The organism is Bacillus sp. z60-11, from assembly GCF_046464135.1.
GTDB lineage: Bacteria > Bacillota > Bacilli > Bacillales > Bacillaceae > Bacillus > Bacillus sonorensis_A.
This window is the reverse complement of record NZ_JBIYSN010000001.1, coordinates 26,439-39,279: the sequence shown is the minus strand read 5'-3', so window position 1 is coordinate 39,279 and position 12,841 is coordinate 26,439. Positions and strand designations below refer to the sequence as shown.

Annotated in this window: 13 protein-coding genes; all 13 read right to left on the bottom strand. The window is 46.3% G+C overall.

The features are described 5' to 3' along the window. Positions 1-2: 2 nt before the first annotated feature. The gene (locus tag ACINLD_RS00290) at positions 3-770 is read right to left on the bottom strand and encodes a hypothetical protein (RefSeq protein ID WP_026586152.1); all 768 of its coding nucleotides are present in this window, start codon (positions 768-770) and stop codon (positions 3-5) included. Positions 771-899: 129 nt separating this feature from the next. Beyond that, on the bottom strand, positions 900-1,244 hold the full coding sequence (locus ACINLD_RS00285; protein WP_026586151.1) for a hypothetical protein: 345 nt from the start codon (positions 1,242-1,244) through the stop codon (positions 900-902). Between the two features lie 13 nt (positions 1,245-1,257). After that, on the bottom strand, positions 1,258-1,788 hold the full coding sequence (locus ACINLD_RS00280; RefSeq protein WP_026586150.1) for an NAD(P)H-dependent oxidoreductase: 531 nt from the start codon (positions 1,786-1,788) through the stop codon (positions 1,258-1,260). A gap of 18 nt (positions 1,789-1,806) precedes the next feature. Next, positions 1,807-3,372: a DHA2 family efflux MFS transporter permease subunit gene (locus ACINLD_RS00275; RefSeq protein ID WP_051290399.1), complete on the bottom strand. Its 1,566-nt coding sequence runs from the start codon at positions 3,370-3,372 to the stop codon at positions 1,807-1,809. A 65-nt stretch (positions 3,373-3,437) separates the two neighbouring features. Then, positions 3,438-4,070, bottom strand: coding sequence for an HlyD family secretion protein (locus ACINLD_RS00270; protein ID WP_026586148.1), 633 nt, complete (start codon positions 4,068-4,070; stop codon positions 3,438-3,440). A 302-nt stretch (positions 4,071-4,372) separates the two neighbouring features. Beyond that, positions 4,373-5,542, bottom strand: a complete 1,170-nt coding sequence (yhbH, locus tag ACINLD_RS00265) for a sporulation protein YhbH (protein ID WP_026586147.1) — start codon at positions 5,540-5,542, stop codon at positions 4,373-4,375. Between the two features lie 150 nt (positions 5,543-5,692). After that, positions 5,693-7,588, bottom strand: coding sequence for a serine/threonine protein kinase PrkA (gene prkA / locus ACINLD_RS00260; protein ID WP_026586146.1), 1,896 nt, complete (start codon positions 7,586-7,588; stop codon positions 5,693-5,695). Positions 7,589-7,993: 405 nt separating this feature from the next. Then, a complete protein-coding gene (locus ACINLD_RS00255) occupies positions 7,994-8,692 on the bottom strand; it encodes a hypothetical protein (RefSeq protein ID WP_026586145.1) in 699 nt (232 codons plus the stop codon). Positions 8,693-8,705: 13 nt separating this feature from the next. Next, positions 8,706-9,416: a polymer-forming cytoskeletal protein gene (locus tag ACINLD_RS00250; protein ID WP_077737147.1), complete on the bottom strand. Its 711-nt coding sequence runs from the start codon at positions 9,414-9,416 to the stop codon at positions 8,706-8,708. A gap of 14 nt (positions 9,417-9,430) precedes the next feature. Beyond that, positions 9,431-10,045 carry a YhbD family protein gene (locus ACINLD_RS00245; RefSeq protein WP_077737149.1) on the bottom strand — a complete coding sequence of 205 codons (615 nt, stop codon included), beginning with the start codon at positions 10,043-10,045 and terminating at the stop codon, positions 9,431-9,433. A gap of 85 nt (positions 10,046-10,130) precedes the next feature. Continuing rightward, the gene (gene trmL, locus ACINLD_RS00240) at positions 10,131-10,613 is read right to left on the bottom strand and encodes a tRNA (uridine(34)/cytosine(34)/5-carboxymethylaminomethyluridine(34)-2'-O)-methyltransferase TrmL (protein ID WP_142246136.1); all 483 of its coding nucleotides are present in this window, start codon (positions 10,611-10,613) and stop codon (positions 10,131-10,133) included. Positions 10,614-10,652: 39 nt separating this feature from the next. Next, on the bottom strand, positions 10,653-11,558 hold the full coding sequence (locus tag ACINLD_RS00235; protein WP_026586141.1) for an amidase domain-containing protein: 906 nt from the start codon (positions 11,556-11,558) through the stop codon (positions 10,653-10,655). Positions 11,559-11,619: 61 nt separating this feature from the next. Continuing rightward, a complete protein-coding gene (gene queG / locus ACINLD_RS00230; protein WP_026586140.1) occupies positions 11,620-12,768 on the bottom strand; it encodes a tRNA epoxyqueuosine(34) reductase QueG in 1,149 nt (382 codons plus the stop codon). Between the last annotated feature and the right edge of the window lie 73 nt (positions 12,769-12,841).

Here is a 12,841-nt window from a genome sequence, read left to right as displayed (position 1 = left end):
CTCTACACCTCGACTCTTCTATCAAGTAATTTGCCCGCAAAGTAGAAAAGACTAAGAGCTAAAACTGTGTAATACACCAGGAGAACACCCGGTAGATCAATTTGAGAAAATGTAACCGTCCAGCGCGAGTCTTGATAGTGCAAATTGAAATTCGCTTTTATAGGAATCGTCCAAAACCCCTGTACGAACTGGAAAAGACCGCTTTTTGCTATCATCCACTCCAACCATCCATAAGCATTGTAGATCAACACCGGAACAAGCCAGCGAACTTTCTTGATGGCCGGAAATTTTCTAAGCGATTCATAGATCGTCCACAGGAACATCACCCACGCTGACAAAAACAATGAGCTTAAAAAGACGACAATGTTGACCAAAAGCAAATCCGAAACGGAAAACAAACGGTCAGCAAGAGATTGCAGGACGCCTCTGACAATCAATCCGAAGATCACGAGAATCACCTGCGAAATCAATTGGTAAACGGCGGCTGCCGCCAGCTTTGACAGCAATAGAACCGCTCCATTGTTCGGATTGTAAAGCCATAGCTGTGTTTTCCCCTCCAAACGAAGCTGAGTGATCATCATAAGCGGACAAAACAGACTATGAAACAATAAAATGGTTGCAAATGCCCCAAACAGCGCCATCGGTTCGTCTATATAACGGGCAAACACAAAGCTTGCAATAATCGCACAAATCAGAATGAATATCCAAGTCACAGACCAGAATCGTGAGATGCGCAAATCTTTTTTTAATAAACCGCTGAAAGATTTCAAAAGCAATAGCCTCCTCTAACCATCATGTGTACTACATGAATAGTACACTAATACAAAATGAAAAACAACCAAAAAAGCAAAATTCCGCATAAAAAAAAGCAAATCCGCTGTTATCCAGCGAATTTGCCGTTAATCTTGATCCCTTTTCTGCATGGATTTCAAAGCATTGCGATAATCCATGTCATTCATATCGTTTTTCGGAGCCCTAGTTTGTTCCGCCCTTGGTTTTTGCAATTTTTGCAGGATCTCACGGTATGTTTGATCATTCATGACATCCCGATCATCTTCTTCGGAAGTGCTTGGCGGCATCTCCTGCTCCCGATCTTCCTCAACCGGGGATGCGTCCAATGCGGCGGTGCGCTCCTCTCCAATCTTCTGAGGCTCTTCTTTTCCGGAGGATACGGAGCGCACATTAAACACCACAAGACCGATAATAACGATGACTGCAGCTATAATGGTCAATATAATGGTCATGGTAAACCGCTCCTTACTGTCCTGAGGCAACGCGTTCAGTCACTTGTGCGACTCGTCTGCCCAGCGCCCGGCCCAGCTCAAGCCCTTCTTCTGCAATCAATTCATCGCTGTCGACAGGGCATGTAATACCCGCGCCGTAATAAGATCCGTACAAAGCATTTTCAGGCACATTTCCCGGCAAGCCGACAATCATCATGCCTTGATGAAGCATCGGTGTGATGAGGTTGAGCATCGTCGCTTCAAGTCCGCCGTGAGTCGTCGCTGTTGTACAGAAAACCGCGCCGATTTTGTTGATCAGCTTTCCTTCCGCCCAGAGATAACCAAGCTTATCAATCCATGCTTTTAAACCGGAACTGATCGTGCCGAAATGTCCCGGACACCCCCAGATGATGGCATCCATGTCTTCGAGCTTTCTGACATCAGCCTGGCTGACATGATCGATCAGCACTTCCGCCGCTTCATGTTCCCCGGCGCCTTCTGCAATGGCTTCAGCTAATTTTTTTGTATGATCGCCTTCACTGTCATACACAACATAGATTTTCATATGAGAACCTCCTCATCCTTAAGATTCTTTTGCTTCCTTCGGAGCCGGCAGCAGTGTCAGCTCTTCTTTATTCCGTTTCTTGCGGTCCTTGTCTTTTCTGACATCCCGCAGGAACAGGCTGAGTACAAGACCGACGACACAGAAACCCGCTGCCCACATAAATGCATCGTTGATACCCATGACATTGGAATTGAGCTGGGCCTGTCCGGTCAAGTATTTCACAACATATTGTTGTGCCTGTTCGAGCGATATATGCATCGATTGCGCTGTGGACTGAATCGTCGATTGCAGCGTATGCATGAATGACGGATCAGCCGTATTGGTTTGATCAGCGAGCGCAGCATAGTGGAATGTCGTGCGCGTTGTATAAATTGTCGTGATCAAGCTGGTTCCGATCGAACCGCTGATTTGCCGAAGCGTATTCGACATAGCCGTTCCATGGCTGTTCAGATGCTTCGGAAGCTGGTTCATACCGGCTGTCATAATCGGCATCATCAGCATTGACATTCCGAAGGCGCGAATCGCATAAATCACGACGATATGGATATAAGGCGTATCAATGGTAAGGGTCGTAAATTCATAAGTCGTCACGACGGTAATCAATAAACCGACGATCGCAAGCGGTCTCGGACCGACTTTGTCAAACAGGATACCTGATACAGGTGACATTAAAAGCATAACGATCGCGCCTGGAAGCATTAATAATCCCGACTGCAGTGCGGTAAATCCGACAAGGTTCTGCAAATAAATCGGAATCAGGAACATCCCGGCGTATAAAGCGACCGTAATGATGGCATTGATGACGCTTGACAATGAAAACATGTCATATTTAAACACCCTGAAATCAAGCATCGGCTCTTTTGCTTTCAATTGCTGGATGATAAAGGCGATAATGCCGATCACACCGATGACAACTGTAGAAAGAACAACCGGATCATCCCAGCCGTCGGTTCCCGCTTCACTGACTCCGTACAGCAATGAGGCAAAACCGATGATTGAAAGAAGCGCACCGGCGATATCAAGCTTGATTTTTTTCGGCTCTGTCATATTTTTAAATAAGAAGAAGCCGAGAATGATGACGATAAGTCCAATCGGTACGAGAACGTCAAACATCACCCGCCAGCTGTAGTTTTCAATAACCCAGCCGGATAAAGTCGGGCCGACAGCCGGGGCAAACATCATCGCCAGCCCGAAGATGCCCATCCCTTTCCCGCGGCTTTCCGGAGGGAAAATGAAGAGAATCGTCGTCATGACCAGCGGCTGCAGAATGCCTCCGCCAGCTGCCTGAATGAGGCGGCCGATCAGCATCGTTGAAAAGTTTGGCGCCAATCCGCAAATGAGCGTCCCGACCGTAAACAAGAACATCGCGCTTAAAAATAAGCTGCGGCCGCCAAAGCGCATAATCAAGAAGGCTGACAAAGGAATCAAAACACCGTTGACCAGCATATATCCGGTTGTCAGCCATTGAATCGTTGTGGCGCTCACATTAAATTCGGTCATTAAGTGCGGCATCGCCACATTCAGCAGCGTCTGGTTTAAAATGGCCAGAAACAAACCGGCCATTAAGATAACAAGCAGTGACATGTTTCCTTGTTTGTTTTGAGAAGCCACTTATGACATCCTCCTTTCGTTCGTTTTTTTCCCCCTGGCTATTTGGAAATTTTCACAGATGCGTTCATTCCCGGCAGAACTTTATCAGACGGGTTTTTGATGGAAATTTTCACAGGCACTTTCTGCGTTACTTTTGTGTAGTTTCCGCTTGAATTGCTTTGGGAAAGCAGATCGAATGTTGAATTTGTCGCATAGCCGATTTCTTCCACATTTCCTTCAAATGTCGTGTCTGAATCACCGTCAACGACGATATCCACTTTGTCGCCTTTTTCAATATCTTTCAGGTCGTTTTCTTTAATGTTTGCTGTAATGTACAGGTGGTTCATGTCGATCGTTTTAGCAAGCGTTTGTCCGGCTTGTACGCTCTGGCCTTCTTTTGCTTCATTTTTGACAATCGTTCCGTCCATAATGGACTTCACATCAACTGTTTGTTCACCTTTGATTTTTGCTGTTTTTTCATCTTTGGAAACCTCTGTTCCTTCTTTGATGTCCCAATCCGTCAGCTTACCTGATGCGGGCGCTGTAATATCAGCCATATCCCCTGTGACATGGGCTTCATCTGTTTTCACATAGCTGATGCTGTCATAATAGAAATACGCGCCTCCTGCAATGATGGCAAGCACGATGATGAGTCCGATAATATTCGTGGCAATTAAACGTCCTTTGCTCATGTTTGATTTCTCCTTCCGAATTCTTATATTTTCGGCGAAACCGGCAAGCGGCCCGCACACAGTTTGCTTTGTTCCTCTTTCCCGCCCAGCCTGAAAATGCGGACGTGTACTATACTTGGTTGTTCATAACTGAGCAAGGAAAAACGGAATTCTGAAAAGCGATTACACCTTTACAAAACAACAAAATTAATAGTTAACAAGATTAAATATTAGTTAAAGTAAACAAAAATGTCAACAGCCTTGCATCAAAAATTTTTAATTAAATATTTTCCACATCAAAAAACCTCCGGAACCGGAGGCGTTTACGTATATTGATGCCGTTCTTCATTGCTGAAAAAGCTTTTCAGCGCCTGAAATACATCGGCTTTTTGCTTGAGAACATAATATTTGAATTTTTCATTTTTAATATTTTTATAGGCTGACATTAAAGTTGAATGCCTGTTGTACTGATTGACTTCCCCGTAGCAGAATAGATTGGCCTTCTCCATAATGTCGCCGACGAGCTTAACACATCTCGGATTGTCAGATGTTAAATTATCGCCGTCGGAAAAATGGAACGGATAAATATTGTAGCGAGTCGGATGGTATTTGTCGGCGATCAGCTCGAGCGCTTTTCGGTATACGGATGAACAGATCGTCCCGCCGCTTTCCCCTTTTGAAAAAAAATCTTCTTCAGATACGACCTTCGCTTCTGTATGGTGGGCGATAAATTCGATCTCAACCGTTTCATACTTTGTCCGTAAAAAGCGTGTCATCCAAAAGAAGAAGCTTCGCGCCATATATTTTTCCCAGACGCCCATACTGCCGCTCGTATCCATCATCGCCAATACAACAGCCTTTGATTCCGGTTTGACGGAATCGTTCCACGTCTTAAATTTCAAGTCTTCAGGAAAAATCGGATAAAACGACGGTTTTCCGGTCATTGCGTTTCGCTTAAACGCGGAGAGCATCGTTCTTTTTTTATCGATGTTGCCGATCAGACCCGTTTTGCGAATGTCATTGAACTCGATATCCTGGACGACGATGTCGTCGCGTTCTTTCTGCTCCAAATTCGGCAGCTCCATTTCGCTGAAAAGCGCTTCTTCCAGGTCCATGAGGGAAACCTCAGCTTCATAATAATCCTCGCCGGCCTGATCACCCGCTCCCTGGCCTTTTCCGGCGCCGCTTCGTCTGTCTGAGCCGTCCCTTGCGACGATGTCACCGACCTGGCTGTCTCCGTCTCCCTGTCCAGCGTGCTTGTTTTTATCATAATTATAGCGGATTTTGTATTCATCCAATGAACGAATCGGTATTTTCACGACATCTTTGCCGTTTGACATGATGATGCTTTCTTCTGTGATAAGATCAGGCAAATTGTTTTTTATCGCATCCTGCACCTTTTTCTGATGGCGCTGTTGGTCATCATACCCTTTTCGATGGAGGGACCAGTTTTCCTGAGAAATAATAAAATGGCCGTTGTCTTTATGGGACATGAATTCCCCTCCTTATTGATAAATCCCTGCTTGATGAAACCAGCCTTAAAAAATGTTTATTTTTATCTTATGCGGATGGCGGACGACTTTTGACAAACAATTGTGAAAATGGGACAGAAGAACCCGCCCTTCTTCCGGACGGGTCTTGATCTACCGGTTTAATAAGCTTCCTACATATTTTAATAGCTCGTTTGCGCTTGTTGAATTATAGCCGTGTTCATCGATGAGACGGGCGACGACTTCGTTGATTTTTTTCAGCTGCTGTTCATCAGGCGTTTTGGTTGATGTCGTGATTTTGACCACGTCTTTTAAATCGGCAAACAGCTTTTTCTGAATGGCTTCTCTGAGCCGTTCGTGCGAATTGTAGTCGAAACGCTTCCCTTTTCTCGCATAAGCCGAGATCCGGATAAGAATTTCTTCACGGAATGCTTTCTTGGCGTTTTCAGAAATGCCGATCTGCTCCTCTATCGACCTCATCAGCTTTTCGTCAGGATTCATTTCTTCGCCTGTCAGCGGATCGCGCAGTTTGATTTTATTGCAGTACGCCTCGACATTGTCGAGGTAATTGTCCATTAATGTTTTGGCTGATTCTTCGTAAGAATAGACGAAGGCTTTTTGAACTTCTTTTTTCGCCATCTCATCATATTCTTTTCTCGCGGCGGAGATAAAGTTCAAATAGCGTTCACGATCTTCGGCGGAAATCGAAGGATGCTGATCAAGCCCTTCTTTTAAAGAGCGAAGGACATCGAGCGCATTGATCGACTCCATGTTTTTGCGAATGATCGTCGAGGAGATTCTGTTGATGACATAACGCGGATCAATCCCGCTCATCCCCTCATCAGTGTATTCCTTTTTCAAATCCTCGACATCGACCGAATTGAAACCTTCAACACTTTCCCCGTCATAAAGCCTCATCTTTTTGACAAGATCAATATCGGAGCGCTTCGGCTCCTTCAGTCTGGTGAGAATCGAAAACATTGCGGCGACTTTCAGCGTGTGCGGGGCGATATGGACATCTGACACATCGCTTTCAGCAATCATCTTCTCGTAGATTCGCTCCTCTTCCGACACTTTCAAATTATATGGAATCGGCATGACGATAATCCGCGAATGGAGCGCTTCATTTTTCTTATTGGAAATAAATGAGCGGTATTCGGTTTCATTCGTATGGGCTACGATCAGTTCATCCGCCGAGATGAGGGCGAACCGTCCCGCCTTAAAATTGCCTTCCTGTGTGAGGGACAAGAGATGCCAGAGGAACTTCTCATCACACTTCAGCATCTCCTGAAACTCCATCATGCCTCTGTTGGCCTTGTTTAATTCGCCGTCAAACCGGTATGCCCGCGGATCGGATTCCGATCCGTATTCAGCAATTGTTGAAAAGTCAATGCTCCCCGTCAGATCGGCAATATCCTGTGATTTCGGATCGGATGGACTGAACGTGCCAATCCCTGTCCGTTTATCCTCGGAAAAAAAGATTCTCTCAACCTTCACTTCTTCAATTCTTCCGCCATACTCTTGTTCGAGCCGCATCATATTCAGCGGGGACAGGTTGCCTTGAATACGGATCCCGTATTCTTTATAAAAATCCTCGCGCAGATGTTGAGGGATTAGATGAAGCGGGTCTTCATGCATCGGACATCCTTTAATCGCGTAGACTGCGCCTTCATCGGTCAAGGAGTAAGCTTCAAGTCCTCTTTTCAGCATTGTGACAAGCGTTGACTTTCCGCCGCTGACAGGCCCCATCAAAAGCAAAATTCTTTTTCTGACATCAAGGCGTTTGGCGGCCGGATGAAAATATTCTTCCACAAGGCGCTCCAAAGGCTCTTCAAGCCCAAACAGCTCCTTGTCAAAAAAGCTGTATACCTTTTTTCCGTCCTTTTCTTCAATACCGCTGTCTTTTATCATATTGTAAACGCGGGAATGAGCAGATTGTGCGACAGCCGGATTTTCTTTCACGATTTCCAAATAATCAGCGAAGGTTCCTTCCCATTTCAGACGCTGTTCTTCCTCTCTATACTGTTCAATCTTTTTTAATATATCCATAAGAACCTCCTATATGATGATTAATGCAAGGTGCCAAGTGACTCACTGTTACATTCACTGTATGCGGAGATGTCCTTTTGCATGCTTTTCATCTTCAAATTGAAAGTACTTCCTCGAATTGACAAGTGCGGTGCAAACCAGTCATAATAAAGGCAGATAAGCTCGGCGCGCACAAGACAAATCCGCGGGACCGGCTAAAACGCAACACGTGCTTGATCGACAGCAAGGGAAAAAGGATGGAAAGGGGGATTTTGTTGAAGACATTGATCATGATGGGGGTCATCCTCACATTTCTCGTGTCTATTTTCACCGCCGGGTATGAAAGTAAGCCCGGAAAGAAAAATTAGTAAATGAAAAGGATGGCGAATTCACGCCATCCTTTTTCTATAACATAACACTGTTCCATTAACTTTGTTTATTATCCTTTACTTCCGATTTGGGTGAAACCTGATAATCGCTTTTGTATTCAACGGTTTCGATTTCACAGCCAGGGCCGATATGGACGCGGTTTCCCCTGACGATCCGAGCGGCCGTATTTTCAAGATAGATGTCGTCTCCTTCTATTACTCCGGCGTTCAGAAAACCGCCGTTCCGCTTAAATATCCCGCGTTTATTGACGACTTTTATATTCGTCCCGCCGATATCTCCAATGCTGCTGCTTCCAAACCTTAATCCGATGTCAATTACACCGGCGTTCAAGAGACCCTTCAATTCAACACTCCCCTGTAAAGTAAACTGCTCCGCTTCACAGTCGCCTTTCACAATCAGCGTGCCTTTGACATCACATCTGTCACAAGCCATCTGTCCGCCGACGGTAAGGACGCCCTTCACAGTTGCTTCACTGATTTCGGCGTCGCCTTCAACATCAGCCGTACCGTAGATTTTCGCCTCTTTTGCTTCCAGGGCGCCGGCGACCTCAGCCTCTCCATGGACGCCGAATTTTTCGATTTTTGCCCCTCCAGACACAGTGCTTGTGCCGTATGTGCGAAATTTGGAGCAGACAAGATCCCCGCCGATCGTTCCTTCTCCTCTGATGACGACATGCTGATAATCACCGCCCGCTGCACAGCCGGATCCGCTAATTTTCAAGCTGTTTTTTTCCATTTTTATACCTCCGCTATATTTTCTGGCTCTCTCCGACTTTTGCCGATTTTGCCTGTTTGAGGTCTTCCCTGTATTCGATCAGACCGATCTCGCAATTGTCACCGATGATCACGGTATTTCCCCGAACGATTTTCGCCGTCGTGTTGGCAAGTTCAATATGATCGCCTTCAATCAGTTCGGCAGACAATCTCGGCGGAGAAATCAGCGGTGTCAAAAATGACAGCAGTTTTGACTGGTGGGCTGTACAGATGATGCGGCGGCCGCCGATTTCTTTGACTTTGCTTTCCCCTCCGTGAACCTTGATCTCAATTTGTTCGGCATTTAACAGTCCGTCGATTGTAAAGCAGCCTTCGGCTGAAAAATGTTCGACCTCACAGTCCTTGCCGATTGACGCTTTTCCCATGACGATCAGTTCGTCTCCTTTGATATGTCCGCCTAAGCCCGCATATCCGGCGATTTCAACTTTTTCCGCACTGATGTCCTGTTCGACCTTTGCCGAGCCGTCAATGCGCACCGACGACGCCGTTATGCCGCCGTTCAGTTTGGCATGACCGCTGATTTTGACCGTATCGGCTTTTACATTTCCGTTGACGGTCCCGGTGCCGTTGCAGATCAGCCGCTTGCAGTCAATATCACCGTTAACGGTTCCTTTTCCATTTAATTCAACCGATTGAAACGTTCCTCCGCCAGAGCTTCCAAAACCGTTTATGATCAAATTTTCCATTTTCCGCTCCTCCATTACACTAATTTTGTCTTTAATTCTTCGCCCGCAGCTGCCAGATCGATGTCAGCAGCGATTTTCGCAGCCTGTTCAAACACGATGTCGCCTCCGGTGATGAAACATGCAGCAACGCCGAGCTTCCGCAGGACGATCAGTCTGCCCTGATGTTTCGAAGCTTTCGACAAAAGAACATCCAAAACCATTTTTCCTTCCTCAAGGCTGATCTCCCCTGATTGAAGCAAACCTTCCAATACATACACCGCAAGCGCTTCTTTCAGCTCAAAGACTTCAGTTCGTTTATCGGTATTTTCCGTAAAAAATGACATGACCGCATCTGTCACCAGCCCTTTTTCAAGCAATTCACTCTTGGTGACACTTAATTGATCAAGCTTTGGTGAAAACATTTCCGCCAATTCATCAAGCGAAAGGTTTTCTTTCATGCTTTGAATTTTTTCGATTCTCTTCAGAATGTCCTCTTTAGGAAAAAACGTTTCTTGTCCGGTAAACGTCGATTTTCGAATAAACCATTCTTCAGGTATTAAATTTTTCCGTTTCCACCTGTAAAGCTGTCCGTATGATATCGACGTCAAATCAAGCAGTTCTTTTTTTGAAATTAAATCCTCCTGCGCCATTGTCTTCACTCCTTCCGAAACATTGTAACATAACACTGTTACATTATAAAGTAAAAAAAGTGCCCCTTTTCAAAGGGGCATCATCTTATGTTAAATGTCTGTAATTCTGCTGGCGAAGCGCCTCATAGACGAGAATCGCCGCTGTATTTGACAAATTCAGCGATCTGACATGCTCTGTCATCGGCAGACGCAGGCAGCGCTCCATGTTTTGTTCGATTAAATCCTTTGGAAGCCCGTTCGTTTCCCTGCCGAATACGAAAAAATAATCTTCATTTTGGTCTGAATAGTCAAATGATGTGTGCGGTTTACGGCCGAACTTCGTAATATAGAAAAATTGCCCTTCGGGATGGGCTGCAAATAATTCCTCCAATGAGTCATGGTAGACGACATTGACGAATTCCCAGTAATCAAGGCCTGCGCGCTTCAGCATTTTGTCATCGGTTGAAAAGCCGAGCGGCCTGATTAAATGAAGCGTTGTATCTGTTGCTGCACAAGTTCGTGCGATATTCCCCGTATTGGCAGGGATTTCCGGTTGATATAATACGACATGCAATGCCAAAATGTTCACCTCTGTTTTTCTCTAATCCGCTGTTTATTATACCACTCTTTACGCTTTTGGCGTATCATCTGCAATGTGAAAAAACGCGTACCGAATCGATGCGGTATATGCGGGCGAATCTTCGTAAGACCAGTACCTCATCCGGCAGTCATGGGTCTGGGCGTTGACAAGCGGCATATTGCTTTTATCCTTTGCCGTGACAATCACCGAATGATCAAACCTTCCGTCACCGTTAAAATCGTAGAAAATCACATCGCCTTCCGTAAGCTCTGCGGCATTTTTCACTTGAACGGAGCGGAGGCCGGCTTTAGAGCGGCTTAAAAACGACCTGAGCGAATTGGCGACGGTCCAGCTGTAGCTCCAGGAATGATTTTGCATCCACCAGCCTGTGCCCCTGTTCGGATAGCCGCGCATCGGCGCACCCCCAGCTCTGAGGCATTGAGAAATAAAATTAGTGCAATTGTCTTCAAAATTTTTATACGCCGGATTTCGTTTGTTCCAAAATGTTTCCGCATACCGGACCGCCGCCAGCCGGTCATATCGGAACGCCCGCCCCAATAATTCGTCCGGCTCTGCACCGGAGCTCCTTTCGCCATCAGGGATAGGCTCAACAGCCGGGCGCGGGACTCCGCAGTCTTTGACCACCATTTGCTCATCCAACAGAGCGCTCCGGTTTTCAACTTGTTCTTCCATATACATATCATCCCCATCTTTGCACAAGTATGCAGTTTGGGTTTGATAGTTTACATGGGCTGCGCCGTCTTCATCAAGCCAATGGTCTTTTATAGCTGCCCGTGTATTCGCTTTAACGATTTGCACCCCGCGCTTTTCGAAAAGCTTCCGCTTGCGTTCGAGAACGTCAAAATCGCCTGTCTCCCGCAAGCTCTCCTCTTCCTTGCCGTTGATGAGATAATTCAGCCTGGCCGTCAGCAATTGTTCGATTGTTTGCTTCAAGGGCTGCACCCCCACATGTTTGTTAAACATTTCTCTTCACAAACATATGTCAGGACAGCCCTTAATTAGTCGCACTCGTTTCCTTTAATAACCCGATGCCTTTTTCGATTTCCGCTTTCGCTTCTTCATCCTGTTCGCGGTTCAGCGCTTTTTCCAGCTCTTCTTTGACATCCACTCCGCCGATTTTTCCGACCGCCCAGGCGGCTGTTCCCCTGATGACCGGGCGCGGATCATTGTGCATGAGGGAGATCAATTCAGGCAGTGCGTCCGTTTCTTTAAAGTGCGCCAGCGCGATGATCGCATTTCGCTGAATCGGCTTTTTCCCTCTCCACGATCCTGCGACATGGCCGAATTTCTCTTTAAATTCGCGATTTGAGATCGTCAAAAGCGGCTTTAAAAGCGGCTTGGCGATCTCAGGATCAGGCTCCATCTCCGGATGAAGGTGAAAATCGACGCCTTTATTTTTCGGACATACCATCTGGCATGTGTCACAGCCGTAGATCCTGTTGCCGATTTTCGTGCGGAACTCATCGGGCAGAAAACCTTTCGTCTGCGTCTGGAAAGAAATGCAGCGCTGCGAGTTGAGCTGCCCGGGATTGACGAGCGCACCAGTCGGGCATGCCTCAATGCACTTGTTGCATGAACCGCATTGGTCTTCTATTCTCTCATCCGGTTCAAACGGGATGTTCGTAATCATTTCCGCCAAATAGACATAGGAGCCGAATTCAGGTGTAATGATCATGCAGTTTTTTCCGCTCCAGCCGATACCGGCGCGCTCGGCGACGGCACGGTCGGACAGCTCTCCCGTATCAACCATTGATTTTGTTCTCACATCGCTGCGCTGCGATTTCAAAAACGCTTCCAGCTGATCGAGCTTTTCCCGCAATACATGGTGGTAGTCTTTTCCCCAGGAAGCTCTGCAAAAGATGCCTCTGCGTTCCCCTTTCGTGCTCCTTGGCGCGTTTTTCATTTTTGAAGGGTATGCAAGCGCAATCGCGATGATCGATTTCGCCTTTGGCAGCAATAGATCGGGATTGGTCCGTTTGTCGAGATCGGGCTCTTCAAAGCCTGATTCATAGCCGAGCGCACGGTTTTCGATTAAACGCTCTTTTAAAGTCGCAAATGTATCGGCGCTTGCAAAACGGATTTTGTCGATTCCGATTTGCTGTGCGAATTGAATGACATCCTGCTTCAGCTTTTTGACATCCATGGGCAGAGCCTCCTTTCTTTGTTTTGGTATTCGCTCACTGTATAATATAAGTGTAACATGATCAGTGGGAGTT

Coding starts and splice junctions, on each gene's coding strand:
- ACINLD_RS00285 (WP_026586151.1), bottom strand. CDS start 1,244: ATGACCATTATATTGACCATTATAGCTGCAGTCATCGTTATTATCGGT.
- ACINLD_RS00280 (WP_026586150.1), bottom strand. CDS start 1,788: ATGAAAATCTATGTTGTGTATGACAGTGAAGGCGATCATACAAAAAAA.
- ACINLD_RS00275 (WP_051290399.1), bottom strand. CDS start 3,372: ATGTCACTGCTTGTTATCTTAATGGCCGGTTTGTTTCTGGCCATTTTA.
- ACINLD_RS00270 (WP_026586148.1), bottom strand. CDS start 4,070: ATGAGCAAAGGACGTTTAATTGCCACGAATATTATCGGACTCATCATC.
- yhbH (WP_026586147.1), bottom strand. CDS start 5,542: ATGTCCCATAAAGACAACGGCCATTTTATTATTTCTCAGGAAAACTGG.
- prkA (WP_026586146.1), bottom strand. CDS start 7,588: ATGGATATATTAAAAAAGATTGAACAGTATAGAGAGGAAGAACAGCGT.
- ACINLD_RS00255 (WP_026586145.1), bottom strand. CDS start 8,692: ATGGAAAAAAACAGCTTGAAAATTAGCGGATCCGGCTGTGCAGCGGGC.
- ACINLD_RS00250 (WP_077737147.1), bottom strand. CDS start 9,416: ATGGAAAATTTGATCATAAACGGTTTTGGAAGCTCTGGCGGAGGAACG.
- ACINLD_RS00245 (WP_077737149.1), bottom strand. CDS start 10,045: ATGGCGCAGGAGGATTTAATTTCAAAAAAAGAACTGCTTGATTTGACG.
- queG (WP_026586140.1), bottom strand. CDS start 12,768: ATGGATGTCAAAAAGCTGAAGCAGGATGTCATTCAATTCGCACAGCAA.